General features: G+C 55.8%; 19 protein-coding genes. 7 read left to right on the plus strand and 12 right to left on the minus strand.

Translation table 11 applies throughout. The features are described 5' to 3' along the window. Positions 1-213 precede the first annotated feature (213 nt). The 4 genes from PHACT_RS06375 (at position 214) to rimK (ending at position 5,222) form a co-directional block, all read left to right on the plus strand. Positions 214-426, plus strand: a complete 213-nt coding sequence (locus PHACT_RS06375) for a hypothetical protein (protein WP_070116416.1) — start codon at positions 214-216, stop codon at positions 424-426. A gap of 150 nt (positions 427-576) precedes the next feature. Further along, the gene (locus PHACT_RS06380; protein WP_070116417.1) at positions 577-2,601 is read left to right on the plus strand and encodes a TonB-dependent receptor plug domain-containing protein; all 2,025 of its coding nucleotides are present in this window, start codon (positions 577-579) and stop codon (positions 2,599-2,601) included. 28 nt (positions 2,602-2,629) lie between these two features. Next, positions 2,630-4,075: a PepSY domain-containing protein gene (locus tag PHACT_RS06385; protein WP_070116418.1), complete on the plus strand. Its 1,446-nt coding sequence runs from the start codon at positions 2,630-2,632 to the stop codon at positions 4,073-4,075. Between the two features lie 226 nt (positions 4,076-4,301). Continuing rightward, on the plus strand, positions 4,302-5,222 hold the full coding sequence (gene rimK / locus PHACT_RS06390; protein ID WP_070116419.1) for a 30S ribosomal protein S6--L-glutamate ligase: 921 nt from the start codon (positions 4,302-4,304) through the stop codon (positions 5,220-5,222). Positions 5,223-5,369: 147 nt separating this feature from the next. Here the strand turns inward: rimK and PHACT_RS06395 are convergent, their stop codons facing one another. The 6 genes from PHACT_RS06395 to PHACT_RS06420 form a co-directional block, all read right to left on the minus strand. Next, a complete protein-coding gene (locus PHACT_RS06395) occupies positions 5,370-6,086 on the minus strand; it encodes a DUF3450 domain-containing protein (protein WP_070116420.1) in 717 nt (238 codons plus the stop codon). 151 nt (positions 6,087-6,237) lie between these two features. Next, positions 6,238-7,206 carry an ABC transporter ATP-binding protein gene (locus PHACT_RS06400; RefSeq protein WP_070116421.1) on the minus strand — a complete coding sequence of 323 codons (969 nt, stop codon included), beginning with the start codon at positions 7,204-7,206 and terminating at the stop codon, positions 6,238-6,240. Next, on the minus strand, positions 7,203-8,264 hold the full coding sequence (locus PHACT_RS06405) for an ABC transporter ATP-binding protein (RefSeq protein WP_070116422.1): 1,062 nt from the start codon (positions 8,262-8,264) through the stop codon (positions 7,203-7,205). The genes PHACT_RS06400 and PHACT_RS06405 overlap by 4 nt, the downstream gene beginning before the upstream one ends. Then, the gene (locus tag PHACT_RS06410) at positions 8,261-9,649 is read right to left on the minus strand and encodes an ABC transporter permease (protein WP_070116423.1); all 1,389 of its coding nucleotides are present in this window, start codon (positions 9,647-9,649) and stop codon (positions 8,261-8,263) included. Before PHACT_RS06410 ends, PHACT_RS06405 begins: the two co-directional genes overlap by 4 nt. A gap of 25 nt (positions 9,650-9,674) precedes the next feature. Further along, complete coding sequence (locus tag PHACT_RS06415; protein ID WP_070116424.1) at positions 9,675-10,607, minus strand: ABC transporter permease; 933 nt, start codon at positions 10,605-10,607, stop codon at positions 9,675-9,677. Positions 10,608-10,613: 6 nt separating this feature from the next. Beyond that, positions 10,614-12,332 carry a peptide ABC transporter substrate-binding protein gene (locus PHACT_RS06420; RefSeq protein WP_070116425.1) on the minus strand — a complete coding sequence of 573 codons (1,719 nt, stop codon included), beginning with the start codon at positions 12,330-12,332 and terminating at the stop codon, positions 10,614-10,616. 382 nt (positions 12,333-12,714) lie between these two features. On the opposite strand from PHACT_RS06420, the gene PHACT_RS16430 reads away from it, so the two are divergent. Continuing rightward, a complete protein-coding gene (locus tag PHACT_RS16430) occupies positions 12,715-14,112 on the plus strand; it encodes a hypothetical protein (protein ID WP_070116426.1) in 1,398 nt (465 codons plus the stop codon). Between the two features lie 106 nt (positions 14,113-14,218). Here PHACT_RS16430 and PHACT_RS06430 read toward each other — a convergent pair whose 3' ends face one another. Beyond that, positions 14,219-14,545 (minus strand): hypothetical protein, encoded by a 327-nt coding sequence (locus PHACT_RS06430; RefSeq protein ID WP_070116427.1) that lies wholly within the window; start codon positions 14,543-14,545, stop codon positions 14,219-14,221. A 129-nt stretch (positions 14,546-14,674) separates the two neighbouring features. Between PHACT_RS06430 and PHACT_RS06435 the strand changes: the two genes are divergently transcribed. Continuing rightward, the gene (locus tag PHACT_RS06435; protein ID WP_070116428.1) at positions 14,675-14,902 is read left to right on the plus strand and encodes a DUF1653 domain-containing protein; all 228 of its coding nucleotides are present in this window, start codon (positions 14,675-14,677) and stop codon (positions 14,900-14,902) included. A gap of 3 nt (positions 14,903-14,905) precedes the next feature. Here PHACT_RS06435 and trhO read toward each other — a convergent pair whose 3' ends face one another. The 5 genes from trhO to PHACT_RS06460 all read right to left on the minus strand — a co-directional run bounded on the left by trhO (position 14,906) and on the right by PHACT_RS06460 (position 20,506). Beyond that, a complete protein-coding gene (trhO, locus tag PHACT_RS06440) occupies positions 14,906-15,901 on the minus strand; it encodes an oxygen-dependent tRNA uridine(34) hydroxylase TrhO (RefSeq protein ID WP_070116429.1) in 996 nt (331 codons plus the stop codon). Positions 15,902-15,978: 77 nt separating this feature from the next. Then, the gene (recQ, locus tag PHACT_RS06445; RefSeq protein WP_070116430.1) at positions 15,979-17,799 is read right to left on the minus strand and encodes a DNA helicase RecQ; all 1,821 of its coding nucleotides are present in this window, start codon (positions 17,797-17,799) and stop codon (positions 15,979-15,981) included. 6 nt (positions 17,800-17,805) lie between these two features. Next, the gene (locus PHACT_RS06450; RefSeq protein ID WP_070116431.1) at positions 17,806-18,666 is read right to left on the minus strand and encodes a DUF3014 domain-containing protein; all 861 of its coding nucleotides are present in this window, start codon (positions 18,664-18,666) and stop codon (positions 17,806-17,808) included. Positions 18,667-18,774: 108 nt separating this feature from the next. After that, entirely contained in the window at positions 18,775-19,326 is a 552-nt protein-coding gene (locus tag PHACT_RS06455; RefSeq protein ID WP_070116432.1) for a peroxiredoxin, read from the minus strand. A 37-nt stretch (positions 19,327-19,363) separates the two neighbouring features. Continuing rightward, positions 19,364-20,506, minus strand: a complete 1,143-nt coding sequence (locus tag PHACT_RS06460; protein ID WP_070116433.1) for a hypothetical protein — start codon at positions 20,504-20,506, stop codon at positions 19,364-19,366. A 268-nt stretch (positions 20,507-20,774) separates the two neighbouring features. Between PHACT_RS06460 and PHACT_RS06465 the strand changes: the two genes are divergently transcribed. Further along, the gene (locus tag PHACT_RS06465) at positions 20,775-21,593 is read left to right on the plus strand and encodes a UDP-2,3-diacylglucosamine diphosphatase (protein WP_070116434.1); all 819 of its coding nucleotides are present in this window, start codon (positions 20,775-20,777) and stop codon (positions 21,591-21,593) included. Positions 21,594-21,726 lie beyond the last annotated feature (133 nt).

Raw genomic sequence — 21,726 nt, forward strand, 5'->3', positions numbered from 1 at the left:
TTAAGCCAATCATGTGTCTGAATGGCTAAATTGTTGTTATTCAAGCCATCGGCGGGTCTAATGGTACTGGTACTGGCATGATTTTACTAACTATTATTTCTGGCCTTATTATTGCTTTATGGTCTATTGTCACTAAGGCAGACACATATGGCCTAGTTGGCGAAACCGTGTCTGCTGACGACTCCAGTCTATAACAATGAAGGAACCCAGATAATGGAAGTTTTTGCGTTTATCGTTATGATCGTGCTGATTACTCAGTTTTTTGACTACCGAAAAAGCATGGCCAAACTCAACAACAAAGTGAGTGAGGTCAATGACAGCCAGGTGCAAAAGGAGCTGGAGAACGTCAAACAGCGGCTGGCTGTGCTGGAACGCATCGTTACTGACAAAAATTACGACCTGAAGGAAGAACTGGGCAAGCTGTAATTCCCGAAGCTAAGGCATTGCAGGTAGCTAATAACAACCGTTAACGAAACGTTAACGTTTCACCAACAGTTATCTAACTCCCGCTATCGGGCGCTCTTTGCTCTGTTCCTGTACTTTTACGGCTTTAAACAGTGCCGTAAAGGAAGAACAATGCCCGTAACCAAACGACCTCTGTTCACGCCTGTAACATCCCTGAGCGCGATCAGCCTGCTCCTGCTTGCCGTCAGCAGTGTGCAGGCACAGTCAACGATCGGCGCCGATGCGATCGGCGTACAGGAGATCCTGATCTCCGAGCGCAGCATAGAAAGCACATTGCCGCTGGAACTGGCCAACTTTGGTGTAGACCTGGAAATTGTCACCGACCAGCTGGTACGCGATCACGGTTTTGTCGACGTCGCCCAGTCGCTGGAAATGCTGGTACCGGGTTTGCACCTGACCTCACAGGCCGGTGCCTTCAGTTATGTCAATGTGCAGATGCAGGGCTCACGCAGCAGCGACATCCTGTGGACACTGGACGGTGTGCGCATCAACAACCGACTCTATAACAGTACCAGCCCGGCCGACACGCTGCCGTCCAGCATGATTGAGCGCGTGGAAGTGCTCAAGGGCAGTCACGGCCTGATGTACGGCACCCAGGCCATCGCCGGGGTAGTCAACGTGGTAACCCGTGGTTTCTCCAGCACCACCGATGGCAATATCACGGTTGGTACCGGCAGCCATGGCCTGCAGCGGCTCAATGGTTATATCCGCGGCGCGCTGGGCCAGCAGAATCAGCACAAACTGGTGCTGTGGGCATCAAAGGATGAAACCGATGGCTACGAGATTTATGACCGTTACCAGCCCACCGCCACTGACAAAAAACGCGGCTACGATGTTAACAGCGTTGGCCTGAAGTACGGTTTTGAATTCACCCCAGACCTGAGCCTGAGCATGACCGGTATCGTCACCGAGGCCGAACTGGGCTATCCCAATGTCAGCCGCATCTCCATCAATGACCGTAGCGAGAACATTTTCAGCGCCAAACTGGACTATATCCCCAGTGACACCGCCAAATTCGAACTAAAGGGTTATTACCACACCTGGGATACCGACTATTACACGCCGCCCAACCCCTCGGATTACTGGGGTTATGAAGACATGGGCATGTCGGCGGCAGCGGTGCTGTCGCCGCACCGCTACTTTGATTATCACATCGGTTATGACTTTCAGACCTATACCGGCCAGGACGACTACCTGCTGATTTCAGGCGAACGTGAAGATGTGCACGCGGTGTATACCCAGGTGCGCAGCAGTGACGAGCTGTCCGAGCGCTTCCGGGTGGCTGCCGGTGTGCGTTACAACAAAACCGGTGGCAATGATGCCACGGTGTGGAATGTCTCGGGTGTGTATGACCTGACCGACAACCTGTACGTGCAGGCCATGGCCGCGACATCCTTCATGCTGCCCAGCGCCGAGAACCTGTACCGCATCCATTGCCCCAGTGGCGAGAACTGTACTCATGGCAACCCGAATCTGGCCCCGGAAGAAAGCATCGCCTTTAATGCCGGCGTGGGCGGCAACTTCAACCTGTGGCAACGTCAGTTCAGCTGGCAGGTTTCTGCCTGGGACCGCACCGTTGACAACCTGATTACTCGCGCAGCGATTCCGGCAGAAATGGTCGGCCAGTTCCCGGACGGATTTACCAATACTTTTATCAATGTCGCCAACGAAGTCGATGTCACCGGGACCGAGCTGCTGCTACGCGGCCCGGTCAGCGAATCACTGTCGTTTGACCTGAGCTATACCTACAGTAAGGAAGTAGACACGGGCACTGGCCAGCAGATTCAGGATCGCCCGCGTCACCAGTACAAGGGTTCGCTATCTTACGATCCGCAGAATCAGCGCTTTGGTGCCAACCTGGCGATGAAATATGTTGGTGACAAATCCACCGATGTCACCGGTTTTGGCCGACAGGCTTATGGCGACTACTATGTGCTGGACGCCGGTGCCCACATTTACCTGGACGCCAACGAGCAGCATCGCGTGACGCTGCGCCTGGAGAATCTGCTGGATGAAAAGTACGCCACCTCAACCAGCTCGGCAGCGCTGACGGGCTCCGATCCGCAGGAACGCTTCCAGTGGCGCCGACTCGGGGTACCACGTACCGTGCACCTGAATTACAGTTACTCGTTCTGATAGTCACACGAACCGGCCAGAGAATTCTATGCGCCTTATCCTGATCATACATCGCTATCTGGCCGTGGCCGTGGGCCTGCTGATGACGCTGTGGTGTCTGTCCGGTTTTGTAATGATGTACCAGAGTTTTCCCGAGCTGAGCAACGAACAGCGCCTGAATGGTCTGGAGCCGCTGGAGCTGAGTGCCTGCTGCAACCTGGGCCGCTTTGCCCCGCATGATGACACGCCCCTGGGCGGATTCCGCATAGAAATGTTATTGGGAGAGCCGGTGCTGCGCACAGGCGGCAGGGATGCAGCCATTGTCAAACTGGCGACTGGACAGCCGCTAACGCCATTGACCGAGGCAGAGATTCTGACCGTAGCCGATCAGTTTGGCAGCGGCAACAGCGTAGATGGCTCGCCCCGCTCGCTGGGCATTGTTGATATCGATCAATGGACATTACAAAGTGCCCGACACAATGCACCGGCCTGGCATATCGCCTTTGACGATCCGACAGCCACCGAGATCTATATCAACGGCACCACCGGCGAGGTGTTTCAGTTCACCAATCGTCGTCAGCGCGTGCTGTCCTGGTTCGGCGCCATCCCGCACTGGACTTACCCGACCATTTTGCGGCAGAACGGCCCGCTGTGGACCCAGGTGGTTATCTGGTCGTCAATACTGGGAACCTTCCTGGCTGCGACCGGACTGTATGTCGGCATCTCCCGATTACGACGGGACCGACGCAGTAACAAGCTGGGCTCGCCTTACGCGGGCTGGTGGTACTGGCATCACATTACCGGCCTGGTGTTTGGTGTGCTGGTACTGACCTGGGTGTTCAGTGGATTGATGACCATGAACCCCTGGGGTGCGCTCAGCGAATCGGGCGGCGGTGATTATCGGGCACAGATCACCGGCTCGGCCCGCTGGGGTGAGCTGAAACAGCTGCTGCGCGCCATCGGCGGTGATGCTAATGGCAATCGGGTGCTGGCGGATGACGCCAGGCAGATCACGCCCGCCGTGTTTAACAACGAACTGTTCCTGCTGGCACACAACGCAGATGGCAGCCAGTTGCGCCTGAACAGCAATGCCCAGGCGGCGCCACTGGCACTTAGCGCCATCGAGCGCGCCGTCGACGGACTGGGCACGCCGATGCAGAGCAGCGGCCTGCTGCACCAGGAAGACAATTACTACTATGGCCACAAGCGTGACGTCACCCTGCCCGTCTATCGCGCCGTTCTTGACGACGACGAGCAGACCCGCCTGTACATCAACCCGGAAAGCGGCGCCGTGCGCACTCTGGGCAGCACCGGGCGCTGGTCACGCTGGATCCGTACGGGTTTGCACGATCTGGATTTTCCGGTACTGCGGCTGCGGCCGATCTGGGATATTGTGGTGGTTTTCCTGTTGCTGGGTGTGACGCTGGTGTGTGTCACGGGTACCTGGATGGCAATGCGCCGCATTCGCCGGGACTATTTATCCCTGCGAGGTTAGCCCTACGGGGTTAGCCGGGCTCTGCGGAATCGAGTGATCTGCCTTGGCCGCTGGCATACTCTGCAGCGCCGATTTTTTATTCAGCGCCGATCTTGTTTAGCCATAGCGATGTGGTATCTTAGCCGCCCGCAGCACTCCGGCTGCCTTCCTCCGGGCAAATGCGCAACCGTCAATTTTCCGGTACACTCTTTTTGTCTGCGCACCTTTCCTCACAAGGATTCTCATCATGAAAATCGGCGTCTTGTCCCGTAATGCCAAACTCTATTCCACAAGACGGCTGGTTGAAGCAGCCCGCGAACGCGGTCACGACGCACGTGTCATCGATGTGCTCAAATGCTACATGAATATTACCGCCAATAACCCGACCGTATTTTTTAAGGGCAAGGGCCAAGGCGATCCGGAGGCACTGGAATTCGACGCTGTCATCCCGCGCATCGGCGCCAGCGTCACCCTGTATGGCGCCGCAGTACTGCGCCAGTTTGAAGTAGGAGGCACTTACTCCGTTAATGAATCCATTGCCATCACGCGTTCGCGCGACAAGCTGCGCGCTCACCAGTTACTGGCCCGACGCGGCTGTGGCCAGCCGGTCACCAGCTATGCTCACTCGGCCGATGCCACCGACAATCTGATCAACTCGGTTGGCGGCGCTCCGCTGCTGGTCAAGGTGCTCAAAAGTACACAGGGTAATGGCGTGGTACTGGCCGAGACCCGCAAGGCCGCAGAAAGTCTGATCAATGCCTTCCGTGGACTGGAAGCTGACTTCCTGGTGCAGGAATTTGTCAAGGAAGCGAGCGGCTCGGATATCCGCTGTTTTGTGGTGGGCGACAAAGTGGTTGCTGCCATGCAACGCACGGCACAGGCAGGTGAATACCGCTCCAATCTGCACCGTGGCGGCACCGCGCAGGTCATCAAGTTGCGCCCCGACGAACGCAAGCTGGCCACCAAAGCCGCACAGGTCATGGGCCTGGACGTGGCCGGGGTCGACATCATCCGCTCAAATCATGGCCCACTGGTATTGGAAGTAAATTCCTCACCTGGTCTGGAAGGCATCGAACAGGCCACCGGCATGGATATCGCCGGCGCCATTATCGACTATATCGAAAAAGACTCTCTGAAAGGCCCCAACAAGATGAAGGGCAAAGGCTGAGGCGCTCGCGCGCTGACCGGAATCCAATTGACTGGGATCCAACCAGGCTCAAACCCATCCAAGCTCAAACAAAAACGCCCGACGCTGAAACCACAGCGTCGGGCGTCAATTTTCGCGTTCGGTCAGCGCTGTTGCTGAACCGAATCCTTACTGAGCCGGGACGGGCGGCGGTACCGGGATGTCCAGCAACTCTGGCGCAGTCAGACTGCTGGCAACGTTAGTGGCCGTGGTAATCGCTGAGCGGTAGTCACCTGCTGGCAGCTCTACCCATGAATCCGACGCTTTGTCCCAGACTGCAGTCGTTGTTCGATCTTCAGTCTGGTATGCCAGCATCAGTCGACCAATGCGTGTCATTGTCACTTCCTGCTCAACACCATCGACTTCCATCATGGTTTCGTAAGTATCCAGCGTGCGGCCATAGCCGCCCTCGGCCTGATACAGGGCAATCAGCAGACTCAGTTTCTGAGACAGGGGCGCCTCGGGGTTGTCCACCAGCCCACGAATACGACTGACTTCCTCACGACGCTCTTCCAGGTCGAAAGGCAGATCGGATTCAACGAATTCTTCCATGCTGGCCATCATGCGCTCGATCAGATCATTCAACGGCGAGGTTTCTTCGTTGGAGATCATGGCAGCGTATTCTATGGATTCGGCCATTTCTGTGATCAGCTGTTCCTGCAGCGCTATCCGGTTACGGAGCTGCGCGTTGGTCAACGTCAGTGCTTCAAGCTCGTTATTAGCCTGATCGAACTGCTCTTGCAGGGATTGTGCGCTCAACGGAGCACTCAGCACGGCGAATATTACCGCAGCTGCGGCCAGAGGCGCGGAAGCCAGTGACCTGGAAAAGTATTGCAGGGACTTCATAATTATTCTTCCTCGTTGGGGAGCACCATCTTAAAACAGTTTCGGGGGCGAAAACAACCCATCACCACCCCGCGAACCGTGGTCTTTTAACATATATCAGATGAATGTTGATGTGTGATGACAGGCTGCTGTCACCGGCCTGGTCTCCGCGTCAGCGTGCCTGTTCTGTATACAGGTGGCAGGCCACCAGTCTGTCCTCATCAGCCAGCGGGAGCAACTGCGGCGTCTTCTGACGACAGACCGGCATCACTTTGGGACAGCGTCCGGCAAAACGGCAGCCCTCGGGGACATTGACCGGACTGGGGATTTCCCCCTGAATTGCCGTCGACTCGCGTTGCCTTTCGGTGTCCGGATCCGGTTCCGGATTGGAGGCAGTCAGCACTTCGGTATAAGGATGCCTGGGCGAAAAATAGACGTCACTGGCATTGCCCAGCTCTACCAGCGACCCCAGGTACATGACGGCCATGCGATCACTGATATAGCGCACCATGGACAGGTCATGGGCAATAAACAGCATGGTCAGACCCATGGACTTTTTCAGGTCATTCAACAAGTTGACAACCTGCGCCTGCACGGACACATCCAGTGCCGAAATCGGTTCGTCACAGACAACAAATTCCGGCTCCATGATAAGCGCACGGGCAATACCAATGCGTTGGCGCTGGCCACCGGAAAACTCATGCGGATAGCGCGAGGCATGGGCGGCGTTCAGGCCCACGCGTTGCAGCCACTCACTGACCAGTGCCTGTTTTTGCGCCTGCGTCATGGACGTGGCACGCAATCCTTCAGCGATGACCTCACCCACCGTCATGCGAGGATTCAGTGACGAGTAAGGGTCCTGAAAAATCATCTGCATTTTGTGCGCCAGCCGTCGGAAATCTGCCGAACGGTAGCGCGCCGGCAGCTGTTCGCCGCGATAGCTAAGCGTGCCTGAGGTTTTATCGTGCAGGCCCAGCAGCGTCTTGCCCAGCGTGGATTTGCCGGAACCACTCTCGCCTACCAGTCCCAGTGTCTCGCCTTCATGAATGCTGAAGCTGATACCGTCGACCGCATGCACACGCTGACCGCGGCCCAGCTCAAAATATTTGGTCAGTCTGTCGAGTTGAATCAGTTCGGTCATCGCGACGCCCCCGCCTCAGCCCGGTAAAGGCCATCAATCTGACGCTCCTGCTGAGGATGCTGCAGCCAGCAACGGGAATAGTGATTGTCCCCGATAACAAACGGTGGCGGATTATCGCCCTGGCAAACCTGCATCGCCCACGGGCAGCGTGCACAATAGGCACAGCCGGCCGGCGGCGAAAACAGATCCGGCGGACTGCCCGGGATGGGCTGAAGCTGATGCGCCGCATCCGAGTTGTTGCTGGGCATGGCCAGTTTGAGGCCCAGCGTGTAGGGATGGGAAGACTTATAGAAGAGATCGTCTACTGACGCCGATTCCACAATCTGTCCGGCATACATGACAGCCACTTTGTCGGCCATGCGTGCCACCACGGCCAGGTCATGGGTAATCAGAATAATGGCCATGCCGGTTTCACGCTGTATGTCTTTCAGCAGATCCAGAATTTGTGCCTGAATGGTCACATCCAGAGCGGTGGTGGGCTCATCGGCTATCAGCACGGACGGTTTGCAGGCAATCGCCATGGCGATCATCGCGCGCTGAAGCATGCCGCCGGAGAATTCGAAGGGGTATTGTCGGGCGCGTTTTGGCGCTTCCGGTATTTTTACCAGCTCCAATAATTCTATGGCACGGGCAAACGCCTGTGAGCGCGAGTAGCCACGATGCACTTCCAGGGTCTCGGCAATCTGATCACCAATGCACATGGTCGGGTTCAGCGACGACATCGGATCCTGAAAAATCATGCCGATTTCGTCACCGCAGATGGCCTTGCCATTCAGCTGGGTTTTGCCCAGGAAATCCTGTCCCCGAAGCCTGGCGGAGCCTTTGCGAATGCGTCCCGGTGGCATCGGGATCAGCCCCATCACCGCCTGCATCGACACCGACTTGCCACAACCTGACTCACCGACAATGGCCAGCGTCTGGCCCGCTTCCACACTGAAACTGACACCGCGCACGGCTTGCACGATGCCGCCGAAGGTAGCGAATTCGACGTGCAGATTATCAACGCTCAACAGAGTGTCGCCGCTCGACTGGTTGTCATTGCTCACTTGGGCGCTCATTCCGTGTTCCTCATCTTCGCATCCAGGGCGTCGCGCAAGCCGTCTCCCAAGAGATTGAATGCCAGCACCGTGATGCTGATCATGGCGGCAGGAAATATCAATTCATGCGGATGCGTCAGCATGGTTTTCAGGCCCTCGTTACACATGCTGCCCCAACTGGCTGTGGGCGGCGCCACGCCCATGCCAATAAAGGACAAAAAGGCTTCGGTGAAAATGGCCGCCGGCACGGCAAAGGTCAGTGTTACCAGAATCACACCGAGTGTATTGGGAATCATGTGGCGCAGAATCAGGTAGTTTTGCGACGCCCCCAGCAGGCGCGCAGCACTGACATAGGCTTCTTCACGTATCTGCAGAATCTGCCCCCGTACCAGGCGCGCTGTGGCAGGCCAGGACAGAATGATGAGCGCGACCAGCATCGGAAAAATGCCGCTTTCCCCCGGGCCAATGCCAAACACCACCTGAAACAGGATCATGAACAGCAGGAAGGGCAACGCCACGACAAAATCGGCAAAACGCATCATCAGTGAATCCAGACGGCCACCAACAAACCCGGAAGTGGCGCCGTATATCACACCAAAAGCAACAAAAAACAAAGGTGCCAGCAAACCGATAAACAGGGATACGCGCGCCCCTGCCATTAACCGCGCCAGCATGTCTCGGCCCAGGTAATCAGTGCCCAGCGGGTGCCATGACAGCTGCACTTCATCGCCAGGCTGCAACGTTTCGGGTTCCGTCACCAGATTTCTTGCCGCGACCTCGTCCACCGTAATCACCCGTCGCACATCCGCCGTGACGGTGTCGTAATTTCCGGTGAGCTGGCCGAGTTCATTCAGCTCGGCAATGGAGTAATAGTAAGTTTCCGGTGACAGATTGAGCCGGTCTTCGTAGTAGTTCAGCTCGGGATTATTGATGGTCAGCAGTGGCAGGCCCAGCGTCTGGGCATTCTCAGGTTGGTACTTGTTGCGAAATACGCGGTATCCATCAGCACCCGGCATGACACGCCATTTGAGTGTGACGCTTTGCGTGTCCGGTTCAGATGCCAGCCACAGATTGACGTCACCGGCAGGTGGCTCGCTGGTGCCATCCCAGACCTCAAAGGGTTCGACGATAATGGCACGCCGGTCCGCACCCGGCCCGATACTGATCTGATCAATATCCTGCAGTGCCGGATCGACCCGCCAGACCAGCGGCCCAATAAAGGTAAAGATCAGCAAGCCCACAATAATGCCGAGTGACACGATGGCGCGCTTGTTGGCCTTGAGACGACCCCAGGCATCCTGCCAATAGGAACGCGACGGACGCACCAGTGCAGGTGCTGATGATTGTCCGGCCAAGGGCTCGAAGTCAGAGGGACGCAACTGGCGAATGATAGGATTTTTTTCCATACTGAGTTCTATTCCTGTCTTCGCATCATTGCAGTCTGACTCTGGGATCGATCCAGCTGTACACCAGATCAACCAGTATCACCATCATGACCAGAAACGCACCGTAGAACACAGTGGTACCCATGATCACGGTATAGTCCAGTTGCTGCACCGCCTGGACAAAATATCGACCCAGCCCCGGGATGGCAAAAACCAGTTCCACCACAAACCCCCCCGTGGTGATGGCAGCAATGGCCGGACCCAGAACGGTAATGACGGGCAACACAGCGTTGCGCAGCTGATGTCGGGTAAATATGCGCGTGGGTGACAGACCTTTGGCTTTCGCCGTACGAATGTAGTCCGAACTGATTACCTCCAGCATGGAGGATCGCATCAGGCGGGTCATATAGGCCATGGTGCCCAGGCCCAAAACCAGGGCCGGCAGTATCATATGCGACACAGTGCCCCAGCCGGCCACCGGCAGCACGGACACGCCGGTAAGCGCGTTGACGTTGACCAGGCCAAGTTGACCCAGCGCGGCAAATACAAAACTCGGAATGGATATGCCCAGAATGACCAGAAACATGATGATGTAGTCAGGCAGGCGATTGCGAAACAGCGACGTCAACGCGCCAAACAGAATGCCACCGAGCGCGGCAAACATCACGGCAAGAATGCCTAGCGTAGCGGACACCGGAAAATGCTCGCGGATGATGTCATTGACCTCACGATTCTGCTGCGTGTAGGAGATGCCAAAGTCACCCTTCAGCATGTTGCGCATATAGATGAAGTACTGCTCCGTTACTGGCCGGTCAAGGCCGTAGCGTGCCTCCAGATTGGCGCGAATCGTGGCATTGGTGGCGCGCTCGCCAGACAGCGGGTCGCCAGGCACGTTATGCATGCCTATAAAGGTGACCGTGGCGATAAACCAGACTGTGACCAGCCCCTGAAGCAGACGTTTGCAGGTATACCACCACATAACTGATTATTCTCCGGGCTCGATCCAGGCGTGAGTGAAGTCCACTTCCGAAGCAAATACATGCCGGACAATGCCACGCACCTGCGAGTCCGTAACGTAGACATAACCACGCTCATAGTCGGGCATGATCACTACATCTTCCGTCAGAATTCGCTGGATTTCCCCGAACGCGTCAAAACGTTCCTGCCGGTCCAGCGAACTCTGCGCAATGCGCACCTGGGCGTCAAGCGCCGGGTTGCTGTAACGGCCACGGTTGCTGAGGTTCCAGGATGCAAACAGGTCGGCAAACGTCAGCGGATCATTATAGTCCGGCCCCCAGCCAGCACCAACCATATCAAAGTCACCGGCAGTCATCTTCTCCAGTCGCTGCCGGAAAATCTGCGCATCAATCAGCAGATCAATATCCAGATAGCGCTTGAAGACTTCCTGGTAATATTCAGCCTGAATGCGCGCGACCGGCGTCTCACTGGACAGGAATACCAGCGGAGGCAGCTCCTCAAGTCCGAGCTCATCCAGCGCCATCGCCAGATGTTCCCGGGCCAGCTCTATATTTCGCGGCTGTTCAGGGACCGGATACTCATCACGGAAAGGTCCGTCCATGCCCTCAACCCAATACGGGAACAGACTTTTTCCGGGCAGATAACCTGGCAATTTGATGACCCGGTTCACCAGCTCGCTGGAGTCATGCACCAGGCTCAGCGCCTTGCGCAGATGCCAATTGGAGGTCAGACGTTCCGGCCGATGGTTGAATTCGGTATAGAAAACAGTGCCTTCCATGAACTGACTGAGCGACCAGCGTTGCAGCATGGCCTGATCCAGCATTTCTGCGGTGAGGTCGGCGATAACGATTTGGTTGTCCTGAAACAGATTCAGGAGGGTATTAGAATCCGACGTCATGTGGGCGAAATTGATGCCATCCAGCCGGATCCGTTCGGCGCCCCAATAGTCGGAATTCTTGCGCAACTGCATGCTGGCGCCGTGCACCCAGCTGGTCATGACAAAAGGACCGTTATAGATCATCTCGTCAGCATCGGCACCGTAGCGGCCATTGGTCTGGTTGTAGAACTCCTCATTGACCGGCAGATAGGTAACGTATCCCACCATGCGATCAAAATAGGCGATCGGCGTCTCAAGGTTGACCTCGAGTGTGAAGTCGTCAATGGCTTCCACACCGACTTCGTCGACTGATACCTCACCATTGTTGGCTTTTTCGGCATTCAGGATAGGGTAGAGAATGAAAGCGTATTGCGAGGCGGTTGCCGGATCCAGAACTGTTTTCCAGGCAAATTCAAAATCATGCGCGGTGACCGGTGCGCCGTTGCTCCAGCGCGCGTCATCCCGCAACCAGAAGGTAAACCGCGTGCCGTCCTGCTCCCAGCGCTCGGCAACACCCCCGACCAGCTCGCCGTTGGCATCGTAGCGCAGCAGGCCTTCCATGACGTGGTACATCACGATGGCACTGACCGCATCACTGGCGCGCATACTGTCCATCTGCGGGGGTTCTTCGCGCAGATAGCTGGTAATGGTGTTGTTTTCGACGTCTACCGCCATCCGCGACATACCGGCAGCACTGCTGGTCAGGCTGGCCAGCACATTGAGCACAAACATCATCGCGACCAGCAAAGCCACGGCGGCGGCGGCATAGATAGCCAGTTGTTTACCCGCTGCCCGGGTCAGTCTGTCGCCGGTAGCCTGTTTAACGTCTGCGGGGTCAGTTTGATTCATCGTTACAACTATTTCCTGCCTGAATCGTTTTTTGTTTCATCGATCGCCTGCGTTTTTATTCGGCCGCCTGCGCTGGAAACGCCAAACCGCAAGCATACCCCAGCGTGACGGTGAGAGTCGATAGATGCAAGCGGGTTTATTGAATGCATTCATTTTTGAGCCAGAAACACCCAGCAAAGCCGTCCCTGTTGCCATGCATGGCCAATTCATCCCGCTTTTTACCCTATTTGGACGGTAGGCGGTCTGGCTTATTTCATTCAGGGGCGTAAAATTGCACTATCGGAATTGCCTTTAAAAGGCAGCAAGCATTCTCGTACCGGACCCGAGTCCATGATCCGGATAGTGCACCGTAAGAATAAAGGTCAGACTAAAGGACAGTAACATGCGTACAAAAATTATCACTAAACTCGCGATCGTACTCGCCCTGCTCAGCGTCATGCTGTTCAGCGGGTCCGCAGCCTATGCGACCTGGGGTAGCTGGGGCAGCTGGAGCTGGGGTGGCTGGTCGACGTCCTCATCCAGCCACAACAGTGGCAAATCTGATAAATCTGACAAGTCCAGCAAATGGGGCAAATCAGATAAATCCGGCAAATCTGACAAATCTGACAAATCTGACAAATCTGACAAATCTGACAAATCAGATAAGTCGGACAAATCCAATAAATCTGGCAAGTCTGATAAATCTGGCAAGTCTGATAAATCAGATAAGTCCAAGAAATCCGACAAGTCCGGCAAATCGGACAAGTCTGATAAATCCAAAAAATCAGGTAAATCGGACAAGGATGACGGCCCAGTTGTAGCGCCAGTGATTGACGGCAATTGTGCGATTTATCGTGCCGGCCAACACACCGTGGTGGGTAGCGTCTGCCTGACCATCATTGATGATACGGTATTTGTTGATTACCTGATGGAAGGCGGCTGGACGCTGTCCAATCCGCACCTGTGGATTGGTGACACACTGGCCAGCGCGCCAACAACCCGCAAGGGTAACCCCATTCCGGGTCAATTCCCGTTTAATGCCGATGTGACCAACGTTGAGCAATACACCTTCGAAATTCCGGTGTCCTCACTGAACGTTAACGCCGACCTGCTTTGCACCGATGGCTCAACGCTGTTGGTGGCCGCGCATGGCGAAGTCGCCAACCCTGATGAATCCGGCAAATCTGACAAGTCTAATAAATCTGACAAGTCCGGCAAATCTGGCAAGTCCGGCAAATCTGGCAAAAACCACAACGGCCAACATGAGTCCGCATGGGCTGGCGAGAGCCGATTCACCAAGAAAGGCAACTGGGCAACCTATTTCGGCATCGCGCCAGAATGCGAAACCGAAGAGCCACCACCGCCACCACCACCGCCCGCGCAGGCCTGCCAGATGCTGGAAGGAACCCTGCCGTACAGCAGTGGCGGAACGCTCACTAACGCTGTTATAAACCTGAGCCCAATTCCGGCTGGCTCCGAAGTCGTGATTCCGGCTTCCCGCGTCGCGACGCTGATCTCAGCGACGCCGGCTGGGCGGACGGGTACTGGCACAGTCATTGGTTCTGCCACAGTCGTCAACCTGACACAGCCGACCCGAATTACCTTCGCTGAACTGGAGGTACTGGAAACTGAAGCGCCTCTGGGCAATATCTACGTAGGTACCAAGAACGAAGAAGGTGTTTACGAGACCGGCGTCAATGCTGTGCAGTTCAGCAGCGCCTTGCCTGCTGGCAGCTTCACTATGGTGATGCGTGTCGAGATCTGCAACATTGATCTGGGCAACCCGGGCGGCCCGAACTAAGCCGTCTGACTTTCGCCAGAAACAAAAAAGTCGCCAACTGGCGACTTTTTTGTTTCTGGCCCTTTTGTTTTTAGTTAGCTGTTAGAGCACCACACCTCACTGTACATCAACGCACCCTGCGCATTTCCTGCGTCTCGCCTTCCGTGGTCTGCAGCATGATATCGTCGCTCTCAAACTCCACGCGGCTAACCACTTCCTGGCCAAGCGCGTTCAGGCGAATATGGTCATCATCAATCCACTCATACGGGAAGCTGATGCCAAACTCACGCACCGTGATTTCTTCTACATCGTATTGCAGCGTCATGGCCTGACCTTCGAATTCGGCCTGCCAGGCGCCCTGAATCAGCACCTGCTTGGACGGTCCCTGATTACTGGCACACGCTGCCACCAGCAGGCAGATTGCTGCTATCCCTGTTACTCGTGTTGCTTGCATACGCCATCTCCTTGACTTACTGGCTGCCTCGCCATGTTTTCTGAATTTGCCGGACGGCATACTGTCACCCGGATGCCTCAGTGTAATAAACTAAAGGCCCTGACACTATGCCCTGGATTCGGATACAGCATGACAAATAAGATCGACGCGTTTAAAACAGGCGTTTATCGCCATTACAAGGGCCCGCTATACGATGTCATTGGCGTAGCCCAACATAGCGAAACCGGCGAGGCTCTGGTGGTGTACCGCCCTCAATATGGCGAACGCGGCCTGTGGGTGCGTCCGTTGAGCATGTTCCAGGAACAGGTCAGTGTCGATGGACGCTCTGTGCCCCGTTTCGATTTTGTCAGCAGCTGATTGCTAGCCGACGTTGCGCTGCTCTGCCTTGGCGGCAATTTTCTCCTGCCGGCGGCGTTTGATAATCACCGACATCGGCTCGCCGATATGGCTTTCTCCGCGCTCTCGTGCCAGTTGCATCTGTCGTTCGCGCTCCGCATAGCGCTGAATCTGTTCCTGGCTATGCCGGTCGTAGCAGTGCGGACAGCTGATGCCGGGGCGAAAAAACTCGGAACGCTTTTCATCTTCGGTAATCGGCATACGGCAGGCATGGCACTGATCATAAGAGCCACGTTCAAGCTGATGATTAACGGTGACGCGATTGTCGAACACAAAGCATTCACCCTGCCACAATGATTCTTCCTGCGGCACTTCTTCCAGGTATTTGAGAATTCCGCCCTGAAGGTGGTAAACCTCATCAAAGCCCTGTTGCTTCAAAAATGCCGTGGATTTTTCACAGCGAATACCGCCCGTGCAGAACATGGCGACCTTTTTGTGCTTGTCCGGGTCCAGCCTGCGCTCAACAAACTCGGGAAACTCACGAAATGCCTCAGTTTCCGGATTAACAGCGTTGGCAAAGGTGCCAATCTGGTATTCGTAATGGTTACGCGTATCGATGACCAGTACCTCAGGGTCAGCGATCAGCGCATTCCAGTCTCTGGCGGGCACATAGGTACCGACAATATGACAGGGGTCGATGTCATCGACCCCCATGGTGACAATTTCGTTTTTGAGTTTGACCTTGGTGCGATAGAACGGGTTGTCGTCGGTGAAAGACTCTTTCACTTCGACATCACCAAAGCGCTCATCAGCACGCAACCACGCCGTTACTGCATCAATGCCCTCGCGCGAACCAGCGATGGTGCCGTTGATACCCTCACGCGCAAGCAGCAACGTGCCTTTGACCTGGTTATCCAGCATGACGCGGTGCAGAGGGCCCCGCAGATCGGCGAATTCCGGTACGCGTACAAAGCGGTACATCGCCGCCACTACCACCGACCCTGTTTGAACATCTGGCATATTGTCTTTCTCCTGAGCTGTCTCCGGAACGTAAATCCGGCGCTTCATGGCTGTCATTGCGTTAAAGCGCGCGCATTTTACACCATATCCAGCTCGTGCTCATTGATTATGCGTAAAAACGCATCACCATACTTGTCCAGTTTGCCCTGGCCGACCCCGTTGACTGCCAGCAATTGCTGCGCATTCAGGGGCCGCAGCTGCACCATGTCCAGCAACGTGGCATCGTGAAAAATGACGTACGGCGGCACATCAAATTCCTCGGCCAGTCGCTTGCGGCATTGTCGCAGAGCCTCCCACAGGCGTTTGTCTTCCGGCAACATGTTCTGATCATGGCGCTTACCCCGGCCTGACCGGGTCGACACCTCCTGCACATCTATACGCAGCAGCACGGTCTCCTCGCCTCGCAGCACCGGTCGGGCCCTCTCGCTCAGGTAGAGTCCGCCGTAACTGGCGTGATCCACACCCAGATAACCACGGGCCACCAGTTGCCGGTATACCGACTGCCACTGGGCCTTGTCGATATCAGAGCCTATTCCAAATGTCGTGACACGGTGATGTCCGTTGTGCAGAACCCGTTCGCTCTCAACACCACCCAGCACTTCGATCAGATAAGCCACCCCAAAGCGCTGACCGGTCCGGTAAACACAGGACAGCGCTTTCTGCGCAGCCTCCGTGCCATCCCAGGTAGGTGCCGGATTCAGGCAGGCATCACAGTTACCACAGGTGTCCGGCGCCTGCTCGCCAAAGTATTCGCGCAGGGCCTGGCGGCGACAGCTGGTGATTTCGCAAAGCCCCAGCATGGCATCCAGACGCACCCGCTCCAGACGTTTGAACTGTTCGTTGCCTTGTGAGCCATCCATCATCTGGCGCAACTTGATCACATCCTGCAAACCATAGACCATCCAGGCGGTCGCAGGTTCCCCATCACGTCCCGCGCGACCGGTTTCCTGATAATAGGATTCGATGCTTTTGGGTAAATCCAGGTGAACGATAAAACGCACATCGGGTTTGTCGATGCCCATGCCAAAGGCAATGGTTGCCACCACAATGACGCTGTCATCACGCAGAAACCGCTGCTGATGCTCCAGTCTCTGAGCTGCGCTGAGCCCGGCATGGTAAGGCAGCGCGCTGAACCCCTGCTGCTGCAGCCACAGCGCGGTTTCTTCGGTCTTGCGCCGGGACAGGCAGTAAATGATGCCGGCATCACCACTGTGCTCCTGTCGCAGAAATTGCAACAGCTGCTGGCGCGGATTGCGTTTCTGCGTGATGCGGTATTGAATATTGGGACGATCAAAACCAGTCACAAACTGGCGGGCATCGTGCAGGCCCAGACGCTCTATGATTTCATGACGGGTCGCGGCATCGGCCGTTGCGGTCAGGGCAATGCGGGGAATCTGGGGAAAGCGTTGCTGCAGTACTGACAACTGCAGATAGTCAGCGCGAAAGTCGTGCCCCCACTGGGACACACAATGCGCCTCGTCAATAGCAAACAGAGCGATGGAAAGGCCCGCCAGCATGTCCAGCGTACCTGGTTGATTCAGGCGTTCTGGCGCCAGGTACAACAGATCAAGCTCACCCTGGCGCAAAGCCCGCATGACCTGACTGTAGTCTTCAGAGGACAGAGACGAGTTGATGAAACCCGCGCGTACACCGAGCTGCTGCAGCGCGTCCACCTGATCCTGCATCAACGCAATCAGCGGTGAAATAATCACGCCAACACCCGGACGGATGATGGACGGTATCTGATAACACAAGGACTTGCCGCCGCCCGTAGGCATCAGCACCAGTGCATTGCGACCGTCGAGAACTTCATCAATGATTTCAGTCTGGGCACCACGGAAATGGTCATACCCGAAAACTGACTGCAGAACAGTCAGCGCAGAAGAATTTGTAGACATGGTTTATTACAGTCCGGCCTGCAGTCGCTCCCGATAAGCAGGCAGGCGGCCTTTGAGTTTTTCGGTGTTTTCCGGGCCGAGACGCAGAAGCTGTTTTTCCACAGGTGACATGTCTTCGATGCGGCCTTCCGCATAAACATACATGACCGAGGGTTTAATTAGCTGAAAGGGTCCGGTTGCTGAATCAGCCGCCATGACCTGATCAATTGCCTGCACCAGCACTTCGTCAAAATTGCCTCGACCCAGACCAAGCTCGGCGTAGGCTTCCTGAAACAGGGGGCGCAGCGCACGATAGATTGTCATCGCCTGCTGGGGCTGGAGGCTGACCAGGGTATCAATCAGGTTGTCAAAACGGCGATAACTGGCCGGTTGCATCTGGAATAGATTCTGATCTATTTCCTGCACTACCAGTTCGCCATCGACATCGCGCAGCGGATAGTCAGCCTGGGGTAATTCACCCTGGGCGACATTGTAGGTAAAGACAACAAATTTGCGGATGACATCATCAGGCGCCAGCAGGCGCAGCAGGCTGGCGCCCATTTCCATGCCAGCCAATCGCGTCAGCACGGCGCCGTCGCTCTCGTTCAGCGGCGGCAGAGGTTCTGCATCGCCCTGTTCAGCCTCAGGCTCGGGATCTGTCTCGGCCACCACGGGTGCCGGCTCGGCTTCCTGAACCGCAATTGGTTCTGCCTCGACCGGGTCAACCGGCGCAGGCGTTGTCACCGGCGTTACCGGCCGTGGTACCGGTCGCTCAATTTCCTGGGTGCGGGTAGCCTCGGGCGGCTCAAAGGTCAACCCGAGGTAGACCAGAAAAAGAACCCCGATCAGGGATAAAACAGCAATAATCGCCAGTGTCTTGTGTGCCATAGTGGTATCCATTCTTGCACAGGCCAGATGACGGGAGCAAGACGAACGCACCCGGCACCATGGTTATGCCCGTAATCATCATGATTTCGCCATAAAGCCCGACTGGGTTTAGCGTGCAGCGCTCTGGTTGTGTCGCGGAAAGCCAAGCTCCGCCATGCTGCGAGCCAAATCGGTTCCGGCCGTGTTCGGGTTGGTCGCTTTGTCTATTTGCACCACAATTCCTTGCGCATCAATGTAATAAGTCCAGCGATTGGCGTAACCGCTGCCCCCCAGCACACCGTACTCCGCCGTCATGGCTTTGTCCGGGTCAGACAACACAGGGAAATCCAGCTCGTACTCAGCGGCAAATTCCGTGTTTTTCTCGACATCATCAACACTGGCCATAAAATACGCCACATCAAAACGTTTTATTTCATCGCTGCTATCGCGAATGGCTTTGCACTGAATGGTGCAGCCACCGGTAAACGCAGCGGGGAAAAATGCCAGTATTACCGGTTTTTCGCCAACAAAATCGGACAGCCGATAAGTGTTTCCATCTGACGCCTGCAACTCAAATTCTGGCGCCTTGTCGCCAACCTCCAGTGCACTGGCCAGTGACGCCAGCAGCAAAACAGCGCTGCCCAGCCCGGTTGCGACAATCTGACTGACTGATGTTTTCATGGTATTGCCCTGTGTTGTGATGACGCAAAAATGTGATTTACCAGCGCGGCAGCGATGAGCGCCGGGTGTCGCGCCGCAATTGTTTAAGTGCTTCGTCTACGCTTTGCATTGCCAGCCGGGTTTCCTCGGCGTTGGCTTCAGCAAAATCGGGGTTTTCGGCCAGTAGCGCTTCCATCTCGCGCGCCGTGGCCTGTAGCCCCATTCGCGTCCGTTCAGCCTGATTACGACGCTGACTGGCAGCCGAATACAGATAGTCCGGGTTGCTCACCCGCTCCTGCCAGCAGACCCGTTGAAAGCCGCCACTGGCGGTGGGTACCGTGCGGCAGACGGTCTGACTGACGTACTGAGGCTCGTGTAATTGAAAACCGGACATACTCTGATAATTAAACTGCCGCGCCATCTCCATCTCGGTTGCGGCAATCGACTTCAATAGCGACCATTGCTGCCCGACATCATTACGTTCGCGGGCATGGCCCAGGATCAGTTCCTGTTGCTCATGAAGATCATGCAGGGTCTGCACAGCCTGCGGAGATCCGGCACGATATAGCAGATTGTAACGCAATGCCTGCAGGCGCCAGGCACCTACTTTCATCAATGCGTCTGCGTAAGCAACGCTGTCCTTTGCGTGCATCCGGGCCTGCAGGTCAAACAGCAGATCGGAATAAATATCGACCTGTTCCCATTCTTTCAGCCCTATATTGGCGTCCACCAGCGCATCCAGCAACTCGACCTGGCGCTCACTGTAGAGACCATCATTCACCCGAACCAGCTGCATGGCCTGCTCCAGCACACCGTGCGCCAGCTCAAATTCCTCCAGCTCGAGGTAAGTCCGCCCCAGATCGTCCTGCAACTCAATCAGTGACGGATCAAACGGACCGGACGCCACACTCAGATCATTGATTCGATCCTGCAACGCCTGTGCCCGTAGCAACCGGACCTGCCGCTCCGCGGCGAGCACCGGATCCTCTACCTCTGCCTCTGCCGAAACGTCTGCCTCTGCTGGTTGCGACGCGTCAGTTGCTGGCAGCTCAGGCGTGGCCGGCACAACCAAGACCTCGCTTTCCGGCTCCGTCGCGTCTGACGCCATTGGCTGCGCTTGCGCCATAAACGGCACTATCAGCAACAGCACGCCACAACGGGCGATTGTGCGGGCGGCAGTAATCAGGGACAGCAAATGCATAATGATTCCTGTGGTCGCAATAATCTGTGCTTGCAATAACAGTTGCACTAACAGGACCGCTGGCGGTGGCAACAACATTCAGATTTAAAGTATACGTCATATCGTCGGCGTACCGAGAATTCTTCGAAACACCCCGCGCAAATAGACAATTTCCATGATAAACAATGTGATAAAAGCGATTTGTCACATAAAATTCACAAAAGCTTTACCTCGGCGTCATATCACCCCGATAAGGTAGGCCCAATTCTGCCACAGCGAGGTGACCACAATGAACGCTGTTTCAAGACGCACGACCGGACCCGTCAAAAAATATCGCTCCATATTCATCTCAGATCTGCACCTGGGTTTTCGAGGCTGCCAGGCTGACAGGTTGCTCGATTTCCTGGCTCACACAGAGTCCGACTTTCTTTATCTGGCCGGTGATATTTTTGATGGCTGGGAAATGAAAAAACGACCGTACTGGCCACCCGAGCATCAGGAAGTAGTCAAAATGATTCTGCACAAGGCCGCCAATGGCACCCGTGTCATCTACACGCCAGGCAATCATGATGAATGCGCCCGCGATTTTTGTGGTCATAGCTTTGACAACATAATGGTCCGGGACACCGTGACTCACACCACCGCGGACAATAAGAAGCTGCTTGTCCTGCATGGTGATCAGTTCGATACCGTGGTGCAGGTCAGCCCCCTGCTGGCGCACATTGGCTCAAGCATGTACGGCAAGCTGTTGATGCTCAACCGCCTGGTCAATGGCTGCCGCAGGTTGATGGGCAAGCCTTACTGGTCGCTGGCGGCGCACCTGAAGCACAAGGTCAAGAATGTTGTCAGTTACATTGGCCGCTTTGAAGAAGCCGTGATCAACTCGACACGATCGCAACAACTGGACGGCGTGGTCTGTGGCCATATCCATCATGCGGAAATTACCCAGTTCGGCGATACTCTGTATTGCAATACCGGCGACTGGGTGGAAAGCTGCACAGCGCTGATTGAACAGCCAAACGGCAGCCTGGAGATTCTGCGCTGGGTAGACGAAAGCCAGCGTCATGGCACATTGGCCGACGAGCAGGCATTGCCCAAAGCGGCGTGAGATTGCCTAAAGCGGCCCGAGATAGCCCAAAGCGGCCTGGTTCAGCTGTCGTCATCATTCGCCCGGCCTGTCCCCGGGCGCGTCGACAGCGATGGCAATCAATCGTTAGCACAGCACAGAAGCAACTCTGTGC

It is taken from the genome of Pseudohongiella acticola (assembly GCF_001758195.1).
Classification (GTDB): Bacteria; Pseudomonadota; Gammaproteobacteria; order Pseudomonadales; family Pseudohongiellaceae; genus Pseudohongiella; species Pseudohongiella acticola.

Coding starts and splice junctions, on each gene's coding strand:
- PHACT_RS06375 (WP_070116416.1), top strand. CDS start 214: ATGGAAGTTTTTGCGTTTATCGTTATGATCGTGCTGATTACTCAGTTT.
- PHACT_RS06380 (WP_070116417.1), top strand. CDS start 577: ATGCCCGTAACCAAACGACCTCTGTTCACGCCTGTAACATCCCTGAGC.
- PHACT_RS06385 (WP_070116418.1), top strand. CDS start 2,630: ATGCGCCTTATCCTGATCATACATCGCTATCTGGCCGTGGCCGTGGGC.
- rimK (WP_070116419.1), top strand. CDS start 4,302: ATGAAAATCGGCGTCTTGTCCCGTAATGCCAAACTCTATTCCACAAGA.
- PHACT_RS06395 (WP_070116420.1), bottom strand. CDS start 6,086: ATGAAGTCCCTGCAATACTTTTCCAGGTCACTGGCTTCCGCGCCTCTG.
- PHACT_RS06400 (WP_070116421.1), bottom strand. CDS start 7,206: ATGACCGAACTGATTCAACTCGACAGACTGACCAAATATTTTGAGCTG.
- PHACT_RS06405 (WP_070116422.1), bottom strand. CDS start 8,264: ATGAGCGCCCAAGTGAGCAATGACAACCAGTCGAGCGGCGACACTCTG.
- PHACT_RS06410 (WP_070116423.1), bottom strand. CDS start 9,649: ATGGAAAAAAATCCTATCATTCGCCAGTTGCGTCCCTCTGACTTCGAG.
- PHACT_RS06415 (WP_070116424.1), bottom strand. CDS start 10,607: ATGTGGTGGTATACCTGCAAACGTCTGCTTCAGGGGCTGGTCACAGTC.
- PHACT_RS06420 (WP_070116425.1), bottom strand. CDS start 12,332: ATGAATCAAACTGACCCCGCAGACGTTAAACAGGCTACCGGCGACAGA.
- PHACT_RS16430 (WP_070116426.1), top strand. CDS start 12,715: ATGCGTACAAAAATTATCACTAAACTCGCGATCGTACTCGCCCTGCTC.
- PHACT_RS06430 (WP_070116427.1), bottom strand. CDS start 14,545: ATGCAAGCAACACGAGTAACAGGGATAGCAGCAATCTGCCTGCTGGTG.
- PHACT_RS06435 (WP_070116428.1), top strand. CDS start 14,675: ATGACAAATAAGATCGACGCGTTTAAAACAGGCGTTTATCGCCATTAC.
- trhO (WP_070116429.1), bottom strand. CDS start 15,901: ATGCCAGATGTTCAAACAGGGTCGGTGGTAGTGGCGGCGATGTACCGC.
- recQ (WP_070116430.1), bottom strand. CDS start 17,799: ATGTCTACAAATTCTTCTGCGCTGACTGTTCTGCAGTCAGTTTTCGGG.
- PHACT_RS06450 (WP_070116431.1), bottom strand. CDS start 18,666: ATGGCACACAAGACACTGGCGATTATTGCTGTTTTATCCCTGATCGGG.
- PHACT_RS06455 (WP_070116432.1), bottom strand. CDS start 19,326: ATGAAAACATCAGTCAGTCAGATTGTCGCAACCGGGCTGGGCAGCGCT.
- PHACT_RS06460 (WP_070116433.1), bottom strand. CDS start 20,506: ATGCATTTGCTGTCCCTGATTACTGCCGCCCGCACAATCGCCCGTTGT.
- PHACT_RS06465 (WP_070116434.1), top strand. CDS start 20,775: ATGAACGCTGTTTCAAGACGCACGACCGGACCCGTCAAAAAATATCGC.